Below are 20,473 nucleotides of genomic sequence, written 5' to 3'. Positions count from 1 at the left end.
TCCTCAACTTAAGCGACGGTGTGTTCTTACTGACATTAGAATGCCAAAACCAGCCATCAATGTCACCATCGAAGTGCCGCCATAGCTAATTAAAGGTAGTGGTACGCCAACTACGGGTAACAATCCGCTAACCATACCGATATTTACGAACAAGTAAATGAAAAATGTCATGGTAATACTACCGGCTATAAGGCGTTCAAATACGCGTTGTCCCTGCATAGCAATCACTAACCCGCGGCAGATCACGAATAAATAAAGTGACAGTAATAGAATCACGCCAAATAAACCAAATTCTTCACTAAATACCGCAAAAATAAAGTCGGTGTGCCGTTCTGGTAAAAAGTCCAGCTGCGACTGAGTGCCAGATAACCAGCCTTTACCCCAAAAACCACCTGAACCAATAGCAATTTTTGATTGAATAATATGGTAACCAGAACCCAATGGATCGCTTTCTGGATTGAGGAAGGTTAATACTCGTTGTTTTTGGTAAGGGCGCATTAAGAAAAACCACAGAATAGGTGCAAAGCCTGAAACCAGTCCAACAGCAATCATCACTAATCGCCATGACATACCCGCTAAGAAAATAACGAATATTCCTGAAATCGCGACAAGTAATGAGGTACCAAGATCGGGCTGTTTTGCGATTAATAATGTTGGTATTAAGACCATGATTAACGCCGATATTACGGTTCTAAAACTGGGTGGGATAGGTTGGTTACTCATGTAACGAGCAACGGCTAATGGCATCACTACTTTCATTATTTCAGACGGCTGGAACTTGGTAAAGCCAAGGTCAATCCAGCGCTGAGCGCCTTTGCCAACATGGCCAAATAGTAATACCGCGATTAATAAAATGGTGCCAATGAGAAAGATGGGAAATGCCCAGCGCCGATAAGTTGAAGGTGGTATTTGTGCTAGGGCAAGCATTACCCCTAACGCAAGAAACATGCGAATGACTTGTCTTTTCATCAGCGCGATGTCCGCGCCACCTGCGCTATAAAGTACGACAAGGCTAACCCCCATCAGGCTTAACAGGCCAAATAATAAGGGGAAATCGATATGTAATTTATACCAAATACTTTGATTATGACGACGATCTGGCATTAATTTTCCTTTGTATTTTTAAAGTAGACATCAAATAAACGGCGTGCTGATGGGGCCGCTTGTGAGCTACCACCACCGGCATTTTCTAGAATGATAGTCGCTGAAATCTCTGGTTCTTCAAACGGTGCATAAGCCACAAACATGGCATTATCACGTAATCGTTCGCGGATCTTACTGGCATCGTATTTTTCTTCACCGAGCTGGTATAGCTGTGCAGTACCTGATTTACCAGCGGCGGTATAGGTTGTGTTAGCAAATGCACGGTGTGCAGTACCTTTTCTGGTTACAACACCGAGCATACCGTCTTTGGCTACTTGCCAGTTTTCGGTGTCTTTTAGTTTCAGCGGTGGTAATTCAACGACAGGTTCAAATTGATCACCATTGATATATTTTATATCCCGAACAAGCTGTGGCACAGGGCGTAGCCCTCGGCTTGCAACAATACCTGTCGCTTTCGCAAGTTGGATTGGTGTAGCAGACCAGTAACCTTGACCAATACCAACGGAAATCGTGTCACCTTGATACCAAGGTTGATTGTAACGTGCGCGTTTCCATTCTCGCGAAGGTAAGATAGCATTGGTTTCTTCTTTAACATCAATACCGGAATATTGACCAAAGCCAAACTCGGTCATAAAATTGTTAATTTTATCAATGCCGACGTTATAAGCGAGATTATAAAAGAAGGTATCTGACGATCGTGCGATGGCAGTGTAAACATTAATCTTACCACGCCCCCAACGATTCCAGTCTCGGAAGCGCCGTTTAGTATTTGGGATTTGGAACCAACCAGGATCATTGATAAGGGTATTTGGTGTGATTGCACCGTCTTCTAAGGCCAAGATAGCCAACTGTGGCTTTACTGTTGATGCGGGCGGATAGCGCCCTTGTGTTACCCGGTTGATCAAGGGGTGATCTTTTGACTGTAATAGGCGATTATAATCTTTACTGCTAATACCGTGTACAAATAAGTTAGGATCATAACTTGGGCTAGAGACCATTGCTAATACTTCACCTGTTTTGGGAGCGAGTAAAATTATCGCACCACGGCGACCGGCTAATTCCTTCTGTGCTTTGAGCTGTAAGCGTATATCTATATTCAGGTATAAATCGTTTCCTGGTACAGGATGTGTAATTTTGAGTGTGCGGATAATCTTGCCACGATTATTGACTTCAACTTCTTTAAAGCCAGGTTTACCGTGTAACGTTTTTTCGTAATAACGTTCGATACCTTGCTTACCGATATCATGGGTTGCCGCGTAGGTTGCACGTAGGTCATTTTTCTCTAATCGGTTAAGGTCATTGTTGTTAATACGAGCGACATAACCGAGCGCATGCGTGAGAGCGTCACCAAATGGATAATAACGTTTTAATCGTGCATTGACGGAAATGCCGGGATAATTGTGCTGCTGAACCGAAAATAGGGCAACTTGAGACTCGGATAAATTGGTTAATATTGAGACCTGCTTAAAGCGACGTTGGCGTTTTAATCGAGTATGAAAATCGTCAATGTTATCTTCAGTTAGGCTTAATAAGCTTGTTAACTTGGCTATTGTGGCGTCAATATCGGTAATTTTTTCCGGTACTATATCTAAGCTGAAAACGGGTTTATTTTCCGCTAAAAGTATACCATTGCGATCATAGATAAGCCCACGATTGGGTGCGATAGGCACTAACTTGACTCGGTTTTCGTTAGAACGGGTTTTGTAAGCTTGATATGAATCGACTTGTAAGTAATAAAGGTTGCTTAATAACAAGCCAAGTACGCAGAGAACAAAAATAAATGAGACCATGATGCGACGGCTAAATAATGCTGTTTCCGCAGAATGGTCTCGTAAGGTTATACGCTTCCTTGCCACCAATATTACTCTCTATGATAAGGATGGTTTGTTGTAACACTCCAAGCGCGATATAACGCTTCGGCTACCACTACACGTACCATCGGATGTGGTAAGGTTAGCGGTGACAACGACCAGCGTTGTTCTGATGCCGCGATGCATTCTGGTGCAAGTCCTTCTGGGCCGCCAATTAATAGGCTAACGTCACGACCGTCATGCTTCCACTTATCTAGTTCAACGGCTAGTTGTTCTGTAGTCCAAGGTTTGCCGGTAACTTCCAGAGTCACGATACGATTACCTTTCGGGATCGCTTGCATCGTTTTTACACCTTCGAGTTCTAAGATCCGTTTGATGTCAGCGTTTTTGCCACGCTTACCCGCATTGATCTCAAGTAATTCAAAAGGCATATCTTTAGGGAAGCGACGTGCATATTCTTTATACCCGGTTTCTACCCATGCTGGCATCTTAGTGCCAACTGCAACTAGCTGAATTTTCATTTGACTATGCCCCTACAGACTGCCAAAGTTGTTCTAGTTGGTAAAGATCACGTGTTTGTTGTTGCATGATGTGGACTACTACGTCACCCATATCAACTAAAACCCATTCACTATCTTCTGTACCTTCAATACCCATAACGAATACTTCGTTACGTTTAGCTTCAAGGTAAAGGTGATTAGAAATCGACTTAACGTGAGTTTTTGATGTGCCAGTACATACGATCATTAAATCTGTTACTGGTGATTTACCCTTAACATCAACAACTTGGATGTCTCGGGCTTTCATATCTTCAATTTTATCTAGTACAAATGCTTGCAGTTCAGAAGTTTGCAAGGGTCCTCCAGAGGAACTTTATCGAGTTAACCGCGAATTATAACAGTGAATAATACCTAAATATATACCTAGCTTGTTTATGAGCCAGTATCTCTTGTAGTTTATTTATACAAGTTATTTTTATATATATAAGACAGCACATTATCAGGCAGTAGATATTGCGGGGTTTGCTGGTGTTTAATCAACTGACGGATCCGTGTCGCCGATATTTCTAACTGGGTGCTTGGCCAGAGTAAAATTCGGCCCTGTTTTTGCTGCTTTAGGACTTCGACATCCGTTGTTTGCACTTGTTCAAATAATTTTTGTACTTCTGGCGCTAATTGTAATGCGTAGTTAGGACGATAACTGACTACGAGATGACAATAATCGAGCAATTCTTGCCAACGATACCAGGTATGTAAACTATTAAGTGAATCAAGACCAATTAAAAAGCACACGGGTGTTGTTGGATTTTCAGCTGCTAGCTCGATTAACGTATCAATGGTATAAGAAGGCGTTGTACGATTTAACTCGCGCGTATCAACGCTTAACTCTTCACAGTCTTCTACCGCTAATGTCGCCATCGCTAGTCGGTGGTCTGCACAGGACCCCGGCGTGGCACGGTGTGGCGGGATATGATTTGGCATTAATCTGACTTCAGCTAAATTAAGTTGCTGTAATAAGTCTAAGCAAGGACGAAGATGACCATAATGGATCGGATCAAATGTACCGCCTAAAATACCGATGGCGCGAGTAGGTGTAAAGTCAGTCATAAACAGCCGTTAGTTATTAATAAAGACACAAATCATTTAATTTCGGAATGATTAAAATTGGGTAACAAGGTTGAGTCGGCAAAGCTAATACTCAACATCTGTAAAGATAGCCAAGGTTCAACGCTGGTACTTGTTTTTATCGCACTATCAACACTTGAACAGAGTACTAACATTTGCTCTATTTTACTTAATGATAAGCGGCTTAAGCAGGCATTTATAATCTGCTGTCGGCCAGCCCATAAGCGCTGTTTTTTCATTTCGTCAATCACAGACAAGCCTTGCTGCTGCATCAAACTGTAATGATAAAGTTGATTTATTTCTTTGTTTAGCGCCCAGTTAATGACAATCGGGTCGACACCTTCTGCTTGTAATTGCTGGAGGATCCGCTGACCACGATTTACTTTACCGGCAAGCAGGGCGTCAACAAGCTGGAAACTACTAAAGTGTGAATGCTGGGTAATTGACTGCTGCAATTGTGCCAAGCTCAATGTTTGACCTGGATAGAGCAGGGATAACTTATCAATTTCTTGTTTTGCTGCGAGTAAGTTACCTTCAAAGCTACGACACAGAAGGGTGATTACATCCGCTGGTGCTTCTAAGTTTGCACGTTTAAGACGGTAGCGCATCCAGTTGGCAAAAAAACGACCTTCGGGATGGCCAACAGGAATGTAGAGTGCATTTTTAAAGTACTGCGTAAACCATTTCGCACTTTGCTGTGCTTTGGTGAGGTAGGGACCACTGAGAATTAAAATAAGATCGGGGTTTAGCTGCTTAAACAAATCATTAAGCTGGCTAATGTCTTCTTTCGTGGGGCGTTTATCAAAGATGAGCTCGACAGTTTGACGACTAGAGAACAGTGACATCGATTGGCAAGTATTAAAAGCCGCAGGCCAATCCATTGTCGGTTCAGCATGAAACTTATGGTGTTCATCAAAGCCTACTTTTTTAGCGGCTGCTTTAATCTGCTCAATAGCTTCCATTTTTAATAATGGTTCTTCACCGAATATTAAATAACAGGGTTTTAGTTCAGTTTTTAGGTACTGATCGAGTTGTTCTGGATAGACGCGCATTAGTTAGCTTCAAGCTCTGTATTTAATTCTGTATTTAGTTCTACTTCACTTAGCTCGGTTTCATCATCGTTATCACCAATGGTTTGTGGTTTGATTATAACTTGACTTAAGGTTCGAACAATTTGTTGTGCCGCTGCTTCACGCATTTCCCGCTCTAATAGTTCTGATTCACGTGAGCTAGCGAGTGCTCTTTGTGGATTATTTAACAGATCGCGTTGTAGGGCAACAGTAAAGTATTGTGGTTCTTGATTCGGTAAACGTACTTCCATCTTGATCACATAGCTCAATTCATATTCAGCTGCACTTGCATCTGAATAGAGCGAAACAGTACGTCGTTCTGTGCTCTCGGACATAATTCTTAGTATTGGTGTCTGTGAATTTAATAGTGCAGGATCCATTGCTGTCGTTTTAGTTTTGGTTGAATCTTCATCCGTTATATCAGAAAAATTATCGCTTTCTGTTGTTAGAGTCTTATTGCTCGTTGTTGATGCTACAGTCGGAACAACAAGATTAATTTGGTTGTAGCGTAAATCTTGTTTGATGAGGCGTGTTAAATCGGAATACTTACTCGATACTAATGTTAAATTACGTAATTCATTTGGAATGCCGCTGCCATTTTTTAAATGAAAGCCACAGCCGCCAAGAATAGCAGTAAAGAGGAAGATGCAAATTAGTCGAATAAAACCTGGTTTCAGTGCCGATGCGATCATAATGCCTACAAAATATATAAGTGAATTGTAGGTAATTTTACACGTAATCTAAAAACAAAAAAGCCCTAGACTCTACTATAAAAATAAAAGCAGAATGCAGGGCCTATTTTTTGTGTCTAAGTTGTCTATTAATCGAGTAAATACAGCGTTAATTAATCAGCTATTAACGCTGTAGAACGTGACAATAAATAATCTTAGTTAGCAACTATGTTGAGTAGTTTACCTGGTACGAAAATCACTTTACGTACTGTTTTACCATCGGTAAATTTAGTCACGTTTTCGTCAGCGTTCGCAAGTGCTTCAACCGTTTCACGCGTGGCGTCTGCAGGTACTGTTAATTTAGCACGCAGTTTACCGTTCACTTGAACAATGATTAGTTTTTCAGACTCAACCATTGCCGCTTTATCCGCGAGAGGCCATAGTGCTTCGTCGATATTACCTTCTTGACCTAATTTGCCCCACAGCTCAAAACAGATATGCGGAGTGATTGGTGCAAGTAGACGAACAACTGCAACTAATGCTTCTTGAAGTAGTGCGCGATCTTGCTCTGCTTCTTGAGGTGCTTTAGTTAGCTTGTTCATTAGTTCCATCACAGATGCGATTGCTGTGTTGAAGGTCTGACGACGATCGATATCATCAGATACTTTCGCAATTGTTTTATGGACTTCACGACGCAGTTCTTTTTGCTTGCTGTTAAGTGCAGCAACATCGAGAGCGGCAACTTCACCTTTGCTGATGTGGTTATAAGCAAGTGTCCAGACACGACGTAGGAAACGGTGTGCGCCTTCTACTGCAGAGTCTTGCCATTCTAGCGTTTGGTCTGCAGGAGCTGCAAACATCATGAATAGACGTACTGTATCAGCACCAAAACGCTCGATCATTGTTTGTGGGTCAATACCGTTGTTTTTAGACTTAGACATTTTTGTCATGCCAGTATAAACAAGTTCATTGCCTTCATTGTCGATGTATTTAGTAGGTTGACCTTTTTCGTCACGCTCAACTGTTACATCTAATGGAGAAACCCAAACACGGCCGCCGCTTGCGTTGGTGTAGTAGTATGCATCTGCAAGTACCATACCTTGACAAAGTAGACGTTTGAACGGTTCGTTGCTATCAACCATTTGCTCATCACGTAACAGTTTGTGGAAGAAACGGGCATATAATAAATGCATACATGCGTGTTCAATACCACCAACATACTGATCCACTGGTAACCAGTGATTTGCATCGTCACGGTTTAGCATTTCAGTTTCTGATGTTGCGCTACAGTAACGTGCGTAGTACCAAGATGATTCCATGAAGGTATCAAATGTGTCAGTTTCACGTAGTGCCGGTTGACCGTTGTATGTTGTTTTAGCCCACTCTTTGTCTGCTTTAATTGGACTCTGAATGCCGTCCATTTGTACATCTTCAGGTAGGATCACTGGTAGTTGGTCTGCTGGTGTTGGAACCACAGTACCATCTTCAAGTGTTAACATTGGGATTGGCGCGCCCCAATAACGTTGACGAGAAACACCCCAATCGCGTAGACGGAAGTTAACTTTCTTGGTGCCTTGGCCGTTTGCTTCTAATTTAGCCGCAATTGCATCTACTGCTGCGCCAAATTCTAAACCGTCAAATTCACCTGAATTAAATAACACACCTTTTTCAGTGAATGCTACTTCTGATACGTCTAGTTCGCTACCGTCTGCTGGTTTTATTACAGGTACGATATCGATGCTGTATTTAGTTGCGAATTCATAGTCACGTTGATCGTGAGCTGGAACCGCCATTACTGCGCCAGTGCCGTAACCCATCAATACGAAGTTTGCTACGTATACAGGTACTTTACGACCATTTAATGGATGAATAGCATATAAGCCTGTAGCCATGCCTTTCTTTTCCATTTTTTCTAGATCAGCTTCAGCCACTTTCATGTTTTTACATTCAAGGTTGAATGCAGCTAATTCTGGATTTTTTTGTGCAGCTTGTTCAGCCAGTGGGTGACCTGCTGCGATGCCCACATACGTTACGCCCATTACTGTGTCTGGACGTGTCGTGTATACAGATAGTTTGCTTAGCTCGTCACTTTGACCATCAACGATAAAGTCTAATTCAATACCTTCACTGCGACCGATCCAGTTACGTTGCATTGTTTTAACTTGCTCAGGCCAGCCGTCAAGATCATCAATTGATGTAAGCAGTTCGTCTGCGTACTCAGTGATTTTAATGAACCACTGTGGAATTTCTTTTTGTTCTACAGGGGTATCACAACGCCAGCAACAACCGTCATTTACTTGTTCATTAGCCAGTACAGTTTCATCGTTCGGGCACCAGTTAACTGATGACGTCTTCTTATAAACTAAACCTTTGTTGAAAAGTTTAGTGAAGAACTCTTGTTCCCAACGGTAGTATTCAGGTGTACATGTTGCGATTTCACGCTTCCAGTCATAACCAAAGCCTAGAGACGTTAGCTGACCTTTCATGTAATCAATGTTTTCATACGTCCAAGGCGCTGGTGCCGTGTTGTTTTTGATTGCAGCATTTTCAGCAGGCAGACCAAATGCATCCCAACCGATAGGTTGTAATACGTTTTTTCCTTGCATACGTTGGAAGCGTGCTATCACGTCACCAATTGTGTAGTTACGTACGTGGCCCATGTGCAGTCGACCACTTGGGTATGGGAACATAGACAAGCAGTAGAATTTCTCTTTAGTTTCGTCGTTTTGTACTTCGAATGTTTTATTTTCTTGCCAGTGTTTTTGAACCTGAGGTTCGATACTGCTTGGAGTATATTGTTCTTGCATGGGTAATATCCAGTCTGTTCTTGGTAGGATTTATAAACAAAATTTTGCCATAGAATACCTTAGCAGACTAAGGGCAACAAGTTTCATTTGCAGATTGCGATAAGTTTTACATACTGATAATGCTTATTGAAGACTTTTACAAGGTAACTATGTGATGCCGTCCGCTTGTTGGGGGCGTATTTTGGCATATACTTAAGTTATAGCAGTAACTATATTCCTTCTTCTAAGGAGCCCGTTATTGCTGACAATAAATAATTTTTACTGATGAATATAGATGACGTTTTATTAATAAATGCAGGTTAACTGTTATTACATTAATTCGGAGGTTTATATGGCTAAGCTCAATACTCAGTATCAAAATTCAGTGCGCAACTTATCTGTACATCCTCTGGGCTTTAAAGGGAGGAAGCTGTTTATGGGTAATGATTTTACGCAACGATTTGTACTTAAAGCAGAAGCTTATTTAGGTGCTGCGGGTGATTTAACCAAAAAAGAACTAACAGAAGCATCTGCTTATATTCGCCATGATATTGGTGAATTTAATAAAGATTATCAGACGAGTGTTAGCAGTTTTAAGTTGTCAGCTTGGTATCAAGCATGGGATAAAATTACGTGGGGGGCATTGGCAGCGATTACGGATAAAACACAGGTCGAATGGACTGAGGTCGGAGATGATTTACAACACCAAGGTCGTTATAGGACCGGTGACGAAGTTGGCTTTGGTTTACTCACGTGTGTGCGCTGTGGTTATCAAAAAGAATTATTTCATCCTGCCATTGTACTTTCTTGTGCTGGCTGTGATGGTGACGAGTTTATGCGTGAAAGCTTTGATCCATAATGTATATAAACATATTTATATATAAATAATGATATACACCTAATGGTCAGTTCGATGATGCACTGACCATTTTTTTGCTTAGAATTAAACAGAGAGGATAGTTAAAATGGTTCATCTATTCTCACAGACGGAAACCCGACTTGCTGCGCTGTTGCTGTCGCGATATCTAAATTTCGATAACACTTTTCATGGCCGCTAAAATCGGTTAAAGGAATAATATCTCCATTTTGAGATTTAAATTCTACAATCCACCCGTTTGCTACCAAAGACGGTTCGACGATAGCCTCAACTAATTCATGTCTGTGATACATGCTTTTGATATCGGAAAGCTGCATGGTAATACCTCTCGTGGCGGAACAATCGGATTATAGATTTAGTGTAGTTGATGGTCAAACAACTTCAAGAAATTCGACTTTAAAAAATGATGGTACAGTTTGAATGGCTGGTTAGAATACGTATTAATTGAATTGTAAACTTGTGATCTAGAACGATTAATTGTATCGATGAATTACGGTCTTTCGATGCTTCTACTCATACGGAGCAAATTAATTCGTTAACTTCCATTCTGTTTATCATACTGAGTTATACCATATTATTGTTTGGAAATCGGATGTTTACTCGAACTTCGTCATTACTCATTTCGTTATTCGTATCAAGCTATCAGCAGTTGTTCGCCGCTGATGTCATTCCTGATCTTGAAATTAAGTTGCCCATAGAGGATGCAGAGGCGTATTCTCGTTGCCCAAGTGTGCTTAATCAACATCGCATTAGCTATTTAGAAACACAGATTATTAAACACCGCCAGATTTATTACGCTGGCCAAGAACCATTACTGCATGATGGAGAGTTTGATTTATTAGTTGATGAGTTAGCGCTCCTATCTCACTGCCTATCACCTGTATTAGGCAAGGTAGGTACAAATGACAATAAACAGAAGTATTTAGAGTATCCGCACCGACAAAAAATGCTGAGCTTAAATTCGGTACGTGATCGTGCCTTGATGGACGCGTTTTATCAAAGTCACCAAGATAAGTTGTTACTCATTCAACCGAAAATTGATGGTATGGCTGTTGAGTTAGTTTATGAAAAAGGCATCTTAGTTGCAGCATCGAGCAGAGGGGATGGTAGACAAGGTAAAGACTTGCTGGCGTTGATGTTACGCAGTGATGCCGTTGATAGCATTATTGCATATCCGCATACACTGATTATTCATGGCGAATTATATGTTAGTCAACAAGATTGGCAGGAGCGACGTAAGTATGTCTCCTCTCGACACATGACCGCGGGTATTGCCAGTCAATTGTCACCCACACAAGTAGATGTCATGAGTTTGCGCTTTATACCTTGGCGTTGGATTGATTCACCTTATAACGATGAATTTATGGGGTTAGCGAAGCTGGCTATGCTTGGATTTACTGATATGTCGAAGATGAGCCATGTCATTGATAGTACTCAAGACATTGATTATTGGCTTGCGCATTACCAAAGCATGGAAACGTTATTACTTGATGGTGTAGTCATTAAATTAGCTGAGAATGCACTGCAACGTGAATATGGTCAAACCCAGCATGCTCCGCGTTGGGCGCTTGCATTAAAATTTAGTGGGCCGAAAGGATTAAGTCATGTTATTGATATAACGTATCAAATTGGTAAAAGTGGTCGTGTTACGCCTATTGTTCATTTACAACCTCTGGCATTATCAGGTCGACAGATAACGAAGGTTTCTGGGCGTTCACGACCTTGGTTACAGAAAGCCAAAATTGAAGTTGGCAGCCAAGTGGAAATTGAATTAGTGGGTAATGCAACACCGCAATTAACAAGGCTCGTGAGCAGTCGCTAGCATCTTGCATATTTAGGCAGTTTGAGTATACTGCTGCCCAGTAACTGCAACGGGCTCACTTTAAGATGGGCCCGTTTTTATTTTGATTGAAATGATCGAATATATCAGCGAAACACCCGGCTCGATGAAATGCTGGGCCACCTGTTTGTTTGAACTATGATGTAGGCAAAACCATGAAATTTATTGTAAAAATATTTCCAGAAGTAATGATGAAGAGTAAATCTGTACGCAAGCGTTTTAGTAAAATGCTGCAATCAAGTTTACGTAATATTCTACGCCGTGAAGATGAACATGCACGCGTGATCCTTGAATGGGATAAAATTGTTGTCCGTACGACAGATGACAGTGAGAAAAACCGCGACTTTTATCGTGAAGTATTAAAAAACACCCCAGGGATTGCCCATTCACTTGAAGTTCAAGAGTCTGCTTTCACCGATCTGGATGATATTTTCCAGCAAGCATTACCTGTTTATAAAGATATTTTAGTTGGAAAAACGTTTTGTGTACGTGCTAAACGTAACGGTAAGCATGACTTTACGTCGATTGACTTAGAGCGTTATGTTGGTGGTGGCTTAAATCAGCATACAGAAGCGGCTGGTGTTCAATTAAGAAAACCACAAGAAACGATTAAAATTGAAGTTGAAAATGATAAATTATACTTGGTTACTGCTCGCCATGAAGGCTTAGGTGGTTTCCCTATGGCAGGACAAGAAGATGTGCTGTCATTAATGTCAGGTGGTTTTGACTCTGCGGTATCAAGTTACTTAACGATTAAACGTGGTAGCCGAACGCATTTCTGTTTCTTTAATTTAGGCGGTGATGCACATGAGATTGGTGTGAAACAAATTTCATACTTCTTGTGGAACAAATACAGTTCATCACACAAAGTTAAATTTGTCAGCGTACCGTTTGATCCTGTTGTTGCTGAGATTTTAGAAAAAGTAGATAACTCACAAATGGGCGTGATACTTAAGCGTATGATGATGCGTGCAGCGTCTAAAATTGCTGAGCGTTTAGGTATTGAAGCTTTGGTTACTGGTGAAGCAGTTGGTCAAGTATCAAGCCAAACTATTCGTAACTTATCGTTAATCGATTCAGTAACGGATACATTAATCTTACGTCCGTTAATTGTTGCTGATAAGCAAGATATTATTGATACTGCTCGTCATATTGGTACTGCTGAATTCTCTGAAACAATTCCTGAATACTGTGGTGTTATCTCGAATAAACCAACAGTAAAAGCAGTGAAAGAGAAGATCGAAGCAGAAGAAGCTAAATTCGACATGAGCTTGATTGACCAAGTTGTTATGGATGCAAACGTGATGGATATCCGTCAAATTGCAGAAGAAGCACAAGAGCAAGTTAGTGATGTTGAAGCTGTATCTGAAATTACATCAAACGAAGTGATCTTAGATATTCGTAGTATTGACGAAGTGGAAGATTCACCTCTTGAAGTTGACGGTTTAGCTATCGAGCACATGCCGTTCTTCAAATTAGGTAACCAGTTTGGCGAATTAGATCAAGATAAGACTTACTTACTGTACTGTGATCGTGGTGTGATGAGCAAACTGCAAGCGTTATACCTGATTGAAAAAGGTTATTCGAACGTTAAAGTTTACCGTCCTTAACTTTTACTAGTCTTAATAATTACGCTCTTAAGGTTGTGTCCTTATCAAGCTAATGAATAAAAGCCAGCAATCAGTTGCTGGCTTTTTTGATCCTGATGTGATTTTTGAATGATGTAACTAAGCTAGTTCAGTTTCGTGCAGCTTGATTTGATCATATAAGGCTTTATTCGCTGGAGCTTCGATACTGTAGGCATTCGCTACTTTTAAAACATACCCGGTAATGTAATCAATTTCGGATTGACGGTTAAAGTGATGATCTTGATGCATCGAAGAAAAGTTTTCAGCCGTACGTTCAATGACATTATCGACTTGTGCTTGTAGCTCTGTATAAGACCAAGGTAAGCGGGCTTTTTCACACACTAGTGCTAATTCTTGCACCACCTGTACTACATGCGGATATAACGCTGGGCTCACCAATTCACCATTCTTGCATTGATGGAGTGCTGTTAACGGGTTTATTGCACAGTTAATCACTAATTTAAGCCATAATTTCTCACGTATATCTTCACACCATGCTAACTCTTCAAGTGCAAATAACTGACTGGCGATATCTTTATAACGCTTAGCTTGATTATTAAATGCGCCTAACCAAGTGACACCTGCACCTGTATGGCGAATATGATCATCTGACAGTTTCAATACACCGTTGGAGGTTGTTCCAATCATGATTGCGTTTCGAGGAAATAGCTTTTCGGCTTGTTCCGCCGTACCCATGCCATTGTGTAACAGTACGATACAGCAATGCTTATCGATTTGTGATTGAAGCAAAGTTAATGCAGGAAGCACATGTTGGGCTTTTAGTGTAACCAGTAAAAAGTCACATTTAGGTGTGAGGCTAGGCTGTGCCATTACGGTGTTACTCGAATGTTCGCCATTTAAATCTTCAACGTTAAATGTGCGGATTTGAGCCTCACTCTCGGGACGTAATATAAACGCGGCGTGTTGGCCTGATTTTAATAATTTTTCTGCAAAGAAGTGCCCGATAGCACCCGCACCGAGAATGTTCCAATTAGCCATGTATTTTTGCTCGTAATGGTTGAATGATTAAGTAACCGGTGATACCGATTAAATCGGCGACGATATCCCAAGGGCTTGTTGTGCGGCCGGGTATCATACCTTGAATAAACTCAATGAAAATACCGAACCCAAGTAATACCATAAACAAGGTTATCGTTCTATCTGGGAAACTATAATCAAAAAGTAATGCTAATGTCGCAAAGGCAACTAAATGATTTAATTTGTCGTAACCTAATTGTGTTATATCAGTTGAAGGTTTGCCAAAAGCAAGTAGACAGATTATGAATATAACAATAACCAATAGTAATCGAAACCAGAGTTTATATTTCTCTAATGACATACTTATCTCAATAAAAAAGGGCATAATAGCAATTATAGTCAGTTAATCGTTACTTAATGCAAGCTAGTGACTTACTTCTGTAGTTAATGGTTGAATTACAACTACCATCTATTAGATAATCACATCATTATAAATGATAGGATATAAAGATGCCTCAATTTGATATTATTTCTGAAGTTGACATGGTTGAAGTTAAAAACGCAACTGACAATGCAAACCGTGAATTAAGCACACGCTTTGATTTTCGTGGTGTTGACGCAAGCTTTGAGCTGATTAAAGAAAAAGTAAAAATGCGCACAGATGAAGATATGCAACTTCGTCAAATGGCTGATATTTTACGTGGTGCTTTAGTGAAGCGTAACATAGATAGCTCTGCGATGAGCGTAGGTAAAACTGAATTTTCGGGTAAAACCTGCAGTGCAGACGTTGAGTTTTTACAAGGCGTTGAAGGCGCAGTAGCTAAAAAAGTTGTTAAATCAATTAAAGACAGCAAGCTTAAAGTACAAGTATCTATTCAAGGCGATAAAGTACGTGTTGTAGGTAAAAAGCGTGATGATTTACAAGCTGTTATGCAGCATGTAAAAACAGCTGAACTAGGTCAGCCGTTCCAGTTTGATAACTTCCGTGACTAATATGCCATGACTTGTATGAGTATTTACTTGCTCTAAGTCGTCTCATATAAATACATGTCATATAAGATGTTAAGCCCAGTCTATTTATATACACTGGGCTTTTTTATGCCTAAGATTCAATCCATTTAAAGCGTTTTGTCATTTGCATGTAAACTAATATTACAATAAAGACCACTGGAATAATCCCTAACACTGCGGTACCGATGAAGAAGGCTGAATAATCCCACGCATCGACCACAACCCCTGAGAATCCTGCAATAAACTTAGGTAGTAATACCATGATTGACGAGAACAGTGCATATTGAGTGGCGGTAAATTGGGTATTAGTTAGTCGCGATAAAAATACTACAAAAGCACAGGTTGCTATGCCAGCACTGAGGTTGTCTGCACTGATCACTAAGGTTAATAACAACAGGGCTGGGTCTTGTGTTTGCAACCAAGTCTCAGGCAGTATTAACGCAAGCATTGTCATTAATTGTGACATCGCCATGCTACCAGCCATCCAATGAAATAACAGATTAGTCAACGCAGCAAGTACACCACCTAATAATAAAGTAGAAAGTAAGCCTAAGCCATTGACCAACAACCCACCAACTCCGGCACCAACCAGTGTCATTACCACCCCAAAGACTTTTGCGACTGTGGCTACTTCAGCCTTCGAATAACCCATATCCACATAAAATGGGTTCGCCATGATCCCCATAACAATGTCACTAATACGATAGGTGATGACAATGCCCAGTAATAGTAAGCAGGTTTTACCGTATCGCTGAAATAGGTCGGTAAGGGGCTTTACTATCCCAGTAATAAGAAAGTCGCGAATATTATGTACATGATGTATTTTATGTTTGGCGATTGGTTCTTTAGAAAATAAGGTCGCAACAACACCAAACAACATAAATAGCGCCATACAAGCATAAGCGAACTGCCAAGCAGCAGCGTTATAGACAGCGCTATTATCATAGAATGCAGCAATGGCTAATGAACCCGCACCTGCAATAATCATAGCAATACGATAGCCGGTCATGTAAGTGGCAGCCATGGCACCTTGTAAACGAGTTTCTGCACTCTCAATTCGAAAGGCATCGACAACAATATCTTGGGTTGCTGAAAAGAGTGCTAAACCAAGTGAAGCGATAATGAATAAGATCACGCTTTGTTGGGGATCTTGAGTCGCCATGATCATCAGCATTACAATGATCATTATTTGCGTGAAAAATAGCCAACTTCGACGTCGACCCAATTTATTATGCAGCCAAGGCAGCTGGATCTGATCAATCAAAGGTGACCAAGCCCATTTAAAGCCATAGGTAAGTGCTATCCAGCTAAAGAAACCAATACTGGCACGATCTACTCCGGCTTCACGTAGCCAAAATGATAATGTAGAAAAGACCAAAAGGATGGGTAATCCAGAGGAAAAACCAAATAACCCCATAAAAAGTACACGGGGATTAAGGTAAATCGATAAGTTTTGAAGAGTAGTCGGCAATGTCAGCATCCATCTAACGTAAGTGTTTGCTGATACTACCGTATTTTTATGAATTTAATAAGCCCGACAACAGACTGGGCTTGGTTTAATTTAATTTAATCGATTAAGTTTTATAATTGTGATGGCGAAATTAGTCCAAATATTCCGTGATAGGTCTAATACCAATACAGTTGTATGGTTTAACCCCCTGACCCTGTAGAAATAAAGCACCTGTATGTAATTGCTGGCGCAATATTTTGTTGGAAAAAATCTGTTGGCTTGACCAGCTTTTTAGCTCAAATAACAGGAACCAAAAAACCTGTTCTTTGCAGCTACTTGTCGACTCGTCATAAATATCCAAATCATCCCATTCTCGTAATGTTTCCCAAAGAAAATGGTTTAATTGCGCATAACTAAGTTTTTTCATTAGAAAAAAATCGAGATAGTTAGCTAAAACGTCAGATTTATCGTCAATGAACTTTTTCGCTTCCATGCAAATCTCCTCATTTGTTAGTATCTCATTTTAATCCTAGACGAAAATGTTTGGCTGTCATTAATTAGCGTATTCTTAATGCTGATTTATGAGTAAAGTGTGAAACATCTCAAAAGATTAATCTTTTTAAGTGTTGCACTTAAAAAAATAAAAAAATTTATATTCATGTAATGAGCGTGATCGTCAATGACTAAGATGTTGAAAGACCCTTTATAGATCAAACATCTGCTATAGTAGCGAAGCATACGCTTATTTTTATAACTGAATGGAACCTATATCATGCGAATAAATCACTTTTTTGCAAAATTACTCTTAATTTTGTGTTCAACATTTATGTTTAATACCGCGATCGCGGCAGAAACTAAAGCTTTAATCAAAACTAACCTTGGCGATATTACGATTGAGCTATATCCAGCACAGGCCCCCGTGTCTGTGGCTAACTTTATCAGTTATGTTAAAAGTGATTTTTATAGCGGTATTATTTTCCATCGCGTGATCCCTGGATTTATGGCTCAAACGGGTGGTTTTAATGAAAACCTTGAAAAGCAGGTAACAAAAAAACCAGTTGTTAATGAAGCGAATAATGGCTTGAGTAATGAGCGTGGCACACTGTCACTGGCGCGAACCAATAACCCCAACTCAGCTACATCGCAGTTTTTCATTAATCTAAAAGACAATAATTTCTTAGATCGCTCGGGTTCAAGTCCGTCGCAAGCGGGTTATGCTGTATTTGGCCGAGTGACAAAAGGGATGGATGTTGTTGATCAGATGGCAAAACAACCAACAGGTAAAAAGAAGTATTACAGTGATGTACCATTAACTAACATTGTGATTGAAAGCATCACTATGCTGAAATAGTCGAGTTTAACGATTATTTCTAATCGGTTACAGTAAGAAAAATAAAGCCTCGCTCGATACTTCTGATAAGTCATCGAGCGAGGCTTTTGCAATTGTATGCTCACTATAATTAGCGAGTTAAATAATAATTACAATTAGCGTGTTAGATAATCATTGATTTGTTGATCATTAAATACATCGTTCAATATCGACGATAATTGCTGAGAAAACTTTGTTTCTAAGTCACTCATTGATGGGCTAAATGCGCCTGTTAAGGTTGATGCACTGCGAAATTGCTTCGTCAGTGTTTGACCTTTATTATCAATTGATACGATCAGCATTAGCGTTGATTCAGCTTGATGCTCAAAACTATCTTGCTGAACATCAATTCTTGCCGTTTGCAGTTCAAGATTAATCGCGATATCTGCTTGTGGTGAGAACACTAAGCCTTGTTGCTCCCATCCCTGTTGTAGTTTCGCCGTTGTAAGGTTAACCAGTGAACTTTGGTTATTAAGCAACTGTGCTGGTTCTCCGACTTTATGGATCGCAATCAAGTAATTCGCATCACGGATGTCTTTACTTGTTATCGAAACCTGAGTACCTGCATATTGCGTTGTTAATGGCGCTGGCTCAGCCGTAATATTAACTTGCTGAGGGGGACTCGCACAGGCGGTTAGTAGTAATAGACTGATATTTAACAGCAGTTTTTTTAGCATATTATTTTTGTGCCTTAATAATAACGAACTTGGCATTTGATGCGACAACTTCATGATTGTCGAATAGGCGGTCAAGTTTGATATGGTAATCAAGATGACGATTACCAACAATATAAAGTGCGCCACCCCAAGCTAATGCGCGGTGAGCATCTTTGAACATTTGCCATGCAATATGATCGGTAATGGCTTTTTCTTGGTGGAATGGAGGGTTACATAACACCAAATCTACACTGTGTGGTTCGTAATCGTAAAGGCAGTTATTCACCAAAAACTCAATGTCCGGTTCGTGATTGGCGATATTGGCCGCGGCATTTTCTTTCGCTGATGCAATTGCCATGAATGATTCATCGACAAAAGTGATTTTAGCTTGTGGGTTTAAGCGTGCGGCAGTAATACCGATAATACCGTTACCACAGCCAAGATCGATAATATGCTGGTATTCACCTTTTGGTAAATGCTGCATGAAGAAGTTGCCGCCAATATCTAAATTGTTACGTGAAAATACATTGGCATGATTAGATAAAGAGATATTTGTTTTCGCTACATCCCAAGTTACTGGCGCTGGGATCTCTAATGCTTTCGTTTCTGTGATAGTCGAGAAGATCAAACGTGATTTTTTCTTCGCTAATGATGTTTTAGTTTCGCCGAGGTACTTTTCAAATAACGCTAAGGTAGAATTATGAATATCTTTCGCTTTTGCACCCGCAATGATCTTTGTGTTAGGAGTAACAACATGGCTAAGCATTGCCAGTTGATGCTCTAATAAAGATAATGTACGTGGGATCTTAATTAATACTAAATCAATATTTTTCGGTAACGCCGCAAGACAGTCTTGGACTTTTACTTGTTCTGTGCTTAACTCATTTTCATCTAGATTTTGCGCGATTGCCGCATGGCTGATCCACGAATCACTTACTGTCGTGATATTGTGTTGATTATACGCACAGGTTAATGCACCAAAACTATCATTGAAGATGAGTATTGAAGATTGTTCAGCAAGCGTTAAATCTGCAACAGTATTAAGAATATACTCATCAGCAGAGTCCCAAGCTTGCAGTTGCTCAACGCTACGTTTAGGGTAGCGGTACAAAGATAATTCGATACTTTCAAGAGATAGTTCAGTGTTCATAATATGATCCAGTTAAGGTTGATCGTGCATTTTACACTGTTATTTTACTAAATATATAAAGAAGAGGTTTTTAAATGTCATTAGGTAACGATATTAAACAGCAGTTATTGGCAAGCTTTGATATTCAGCATTTAGAGGTGGTTTGTGATAGCCATAAACACAATGTGCCACCGGGCACCGAAATCCATTTTTCGGTGGTGGTCGTTGCGACGGAATTTGAAGGGAAAATGTTGATTGCACGTCATCGTATGGTTAACAGTGCGTTGGTTGCTCAATTTGAAGCGGGGATTCACGCATTATCAATTCATGCCTATACCCCTGAACAATGGGCTAAAAAAAATGATCAAGATCAAAAAATGCCCGAGTCTCCAGATTGTTTAGGCTAATTATCCGTAAATTTAAATAAATGATTAATTACATGTTACACACTGTGAGTTCATGTTAATT

Annotated in this window: 21 protein-coding genes; 6 read left to right on the top strand and 15 right to left on the bottom strand. The window is 40.2% G+C overall.

Annotated features, from left to right (window positions below):
* Positions 1-3: 3 nt before the first annotated feature.
* The 8 genes from rodA to leuS all read right to left on the bottom strand — a co-directional run bounded on the left by rodA (position 4) and on the right by leuS (position 9,088).
* On the bottom strand, positions 4-1,104 hold the full coding sequence (gene rodA, locus HWV03_RS19225; RefSeq protein WP_211677443.1) for a rod shape-determining protein RodA: 1,101 nt from the start codon (positions 1,102-1,104) through the stop codon (positions 4-6).
* Positions 1,104-2,960 carry a penicillin-binding protein 2 gene (mrdA, locus tag HWV03_RS19220; RefSeq protein ID WP_211677442.1) on the bottom strand — a complete coding sequence of 619 codons (1,857 nt, stop codon included), beginning with the start codon at positions 2,958-2,960 and terminating at the stop codon, positions 1,104-1,106. Before mrdA ends, rodA begins: the two co-directional genes overlap by 1 nt.
* A 5-nt stretch (positions 2,961-2,965) precedes the next feature.
* The gene (gene rlmH, locus HWV03_RS19215) at positions 2,966-3,436 is read right to left on the bottom strand and encodes a 23S rRNA (pseudouridine(1915)-N(3))-methyltransferase RlmH (RefSeq protein WP_045109030.1); all 471 of its coding nucleotides are present in this window, start codon (positions 3,434-3,436) and stop codon (positions 2,966-2,968) included.
* 4 nt (positions 3,437-3,440) lie between these two features.
* A complete protein-coding gene (gene rsfS, locus HWV03_RS19210) occupies positions 3,441-3,770 on the bottom strand; it encodes a ribosome silencing factor (RefSeq protein WP_211673045.1) in 330 nt (109 codons plus the stop codon).
* A gap of 101 nt (positions 3,771-3,871) precedes the next feature.
* Positions 3,872-4,522, bottom strand: a complete 651-nt coding sequence (gene nadD, locus HWV03_RS19205; RefSeq protein ID WP_211677441.1) for a nicotinate-nucleotide adenylyltransferase — start codon at positions 4,520-4,522, stop codon at positions 3,872-3,874.
* 32 nt (positions 4,523-4,554) lie between these two features.
* Positions 4,555-5,592, bottom strand: a complete 1,038-nt coding sequence (gene holA, locus HWV03_RS19200; protein WP_211677440.1) for a DNA polymerase III subunit delta — start codon at positions 5,590-5,592, stop codon at positions 4,555-4,557.
* Entirely contained in the window at positions 5,592-6,302 is a 711-nt protein-coding gene (locus tag HWV03_RS19195; RefSeq protein WP_211677439.1) for an LPS-assembly lipoprotein LptE, read from the bottom strand. Before HWV03_RS19195 ends, holA begins: the two co-directional genes overlap by 1 nt.
* Positions 6,303-6,496: 194 nt before the next feature.
* Complete coding sequence (leuS, locus tag HWV03_RS19190; protein ID WP_211677438.1) at positions 6,497-9,088, bottom strand: leucine--tRNA ligase; 2,592 nt, start codon at positions 9,086-9,088, stop codon at positions 6,497-6,499.
* Positions 9,089-9,419: 331 nt separating this feature from the next.
* On the opposite strand from leuS, the gene HWV03_RS19185 reads away from it, so the two are divergent.
* Positions 9,420-9,926, top strand: coding sequence for a zinc ribbon-containing protein (locus HWV03_RS19185; RefSeq protein WP_255546926.1), 507 nt, complete (start codon positions 9,420-9,422; stop codon positions 9,924-9,926).
* Between the two features lie 101 nt (positions 9,927-10,027).
* Here HWV03_RS19185 and HWV03_RS19180 read toward each other — a convergent pair whose 3' ends face one another.
* A complete protein-coding gene (locus tag HWV03_RS19180) occupies positions 10,028-10,261 on the bottom strand; it encodes a thymidylate kinase (RefSeq protein WP_211673040.1) in 234 nt (77 codons plus the stop codon).
* Between the two features lie 275 nt (positions 10,262-10,536).
* Between HWV03_RS19180 and HWV03_RS19175 the strand changes: the two genes are divergently transcribed.
* Complete coding sequence (locus HWV03_RS19175) at positions 10,537-11,766, top strand: DNA ligase (RefSeq protein ID WP_211677437.1); 1,230 nt, start codon at positions 10,537-10,539, stop codon at positions 11,764-11,766.
* Positions 11,767-11,939: 173 nt separating this feature from the next.
* Positions 11,940-13,394, top strand: coding sequence for a tRNA uracil 4-sulfurtransferase ThiI (gene thiI / locus HWV03_RS19170; protein ID WP_211677436.1), 1,455 nt, complete (start codon positions 11,940-11,942; stop codon positions 13,392-13,394).
* Between the two features lie 117 nt (positions 13,395-13,511).
* On the opposite strand, the gene HWV03_RS19165 is transcribed toward thiI, so the two are convergent.
* Positions 13,512-14,411: a ketopantoate reductase family protein gene (locus HWV03_RS19165; protein ID WP_211677435.1), complete on the bottom strand. Its 900-nt coding sequence runs from the start codon at positions 14,409-14,411 to the stop codon at positions 13,512-13,514.
* Entirely contained in the window at positions 14,404-14,751 is a 348-nt protein-coding gene (locus HWV03_RS19160; RefSeq protein ID WP_211673036.1) for a VanZ family protein, read from the bottom strand. The genes HWV03_RS19165 and HWV03_RS19160 overlap by 8 nt, the downstream gene beginning before the upstream one ends.
* 149 nt (positions 14,752-14,900) lie before the next feature.
* Here HWV03_RS19160 and HWV03_RS19155 point away from each other — a divergent pair, with 149 nt between their 5' ends.
* The gene (locus HWV03_RS19155) at positions 14,901-15,383 is read left to right on the top strand and encodes a YajQ family cyclic di-GMP-binding protein (RefSeq protein WP_045109042.1); all 483 of its coding nucleotides are present in this window, start codon (positions 14,901-14,903) and stop codon (positions 15,381-15,383) included.
* Between the two features lie 109 nt (positions 15,384-15,492).
* Here the strand turns inward: HWV03_RS19155 and HWV03_RS19150 are convergent, their stop codons facing one another.
* Together HWV03_RS19150 and HWV03_RS19145 are read right to left on the bottom strand one after the other, a co-directional pair.
* Entirely contained in the window at positions 15,493-16,881 is a 1,389-nt protein-coding gene (locus HWV03_RS19150) for an AmpG family muropeptide MFS transporter (protein ID WP_255546924.1), read from the bottom strand.
* 121 nt (positions 16,882-17,002) lie between these two features.
* Complete coding sequence (locus HWV03_RS19145; RefSeq protein ID WP_211673035.1) at positions 17,003-17,344, bottom strand: hypothetical protein; 342 nt, start codon at positions 17,342-17,344, stop codon at positions 17,003-17,005.
* A gap of 279 nt (positions 17,345-17,623) precedes the next feature.
* Between HWV03_RS19145 and HWV03_RS19140 the strand changes: the two genes are divergently transcribed.
* Complete coding sequence (locus HWV03_RS19140; protein ID WP_370629415.1) at positions 17,624-18,202, top strand: peptidylprolyl isomerase; 579 nt, start codon at positions 17,624-17,626, stop codon at positions 18,200-18,202.
* A gap of 134 nt (positions 18,203-18,336) precedes the next feature.
* Here HWV03_RS19140 and HWV03_RS19135 read toward each other — a convergent pair whose 3' ends face one another.
* Together HWV03_RS19135 and HWV03_RS19130 are read right to left on the bottom strand one after the other, a co-directional pair.
* The gene (locus HWV03_RS19135) at positions 18,337-18,897 is read right to left on the bottom strand and encodes a YajG family lipoprotein (protein WP_211677433.1); all 561 of its coding nucleotides are present in this window, start codon (positions 18,895-18,897) and stop codon (positions 18,337-18,339) included.
* Between the two features lies 1 nt (position 18,898).
* Positions 18,899-20,026: a methyltransferase gene (locus HWV03_RS19130; protein WP_211677431.1), complete on the bottom strand. Its 1,128-nt coding sequence runs from the start codon at positions 20,024-20,026 to the stop codon at positions 18,899-18,901.
* Positions 20,027-20,100: 74 nt separating this feature from the next.
* Between HWV03_RS19130 and HWV03_RS19125 the strand changes: the two genes are divergently transcribed.
* A complete protein-coding gene (locus HWV03_RS19125; RefSeq protein WP_211677429.1) occupies positions 20,101-20,412 on the top strand; it encodes a BolA family protein in 312 nt (103 codons plus the stop codon).
* Positions 20,413-20,473 lie beyond the last annotated feature (61 nt).

This window comes from Moritella sp. 36, from assembly GCF_018219415.1.
Lineage (GTDB): Bacteria > Pseudomonadota > Gammaproteobacteria > Enterobacterales > Moritellaceae > Moritella.
The sequence above is the reverse complement of the archived record's forward strand: the minus strand, read 5'-3'. Positions and strand labels throughout refer to the sequence as shown.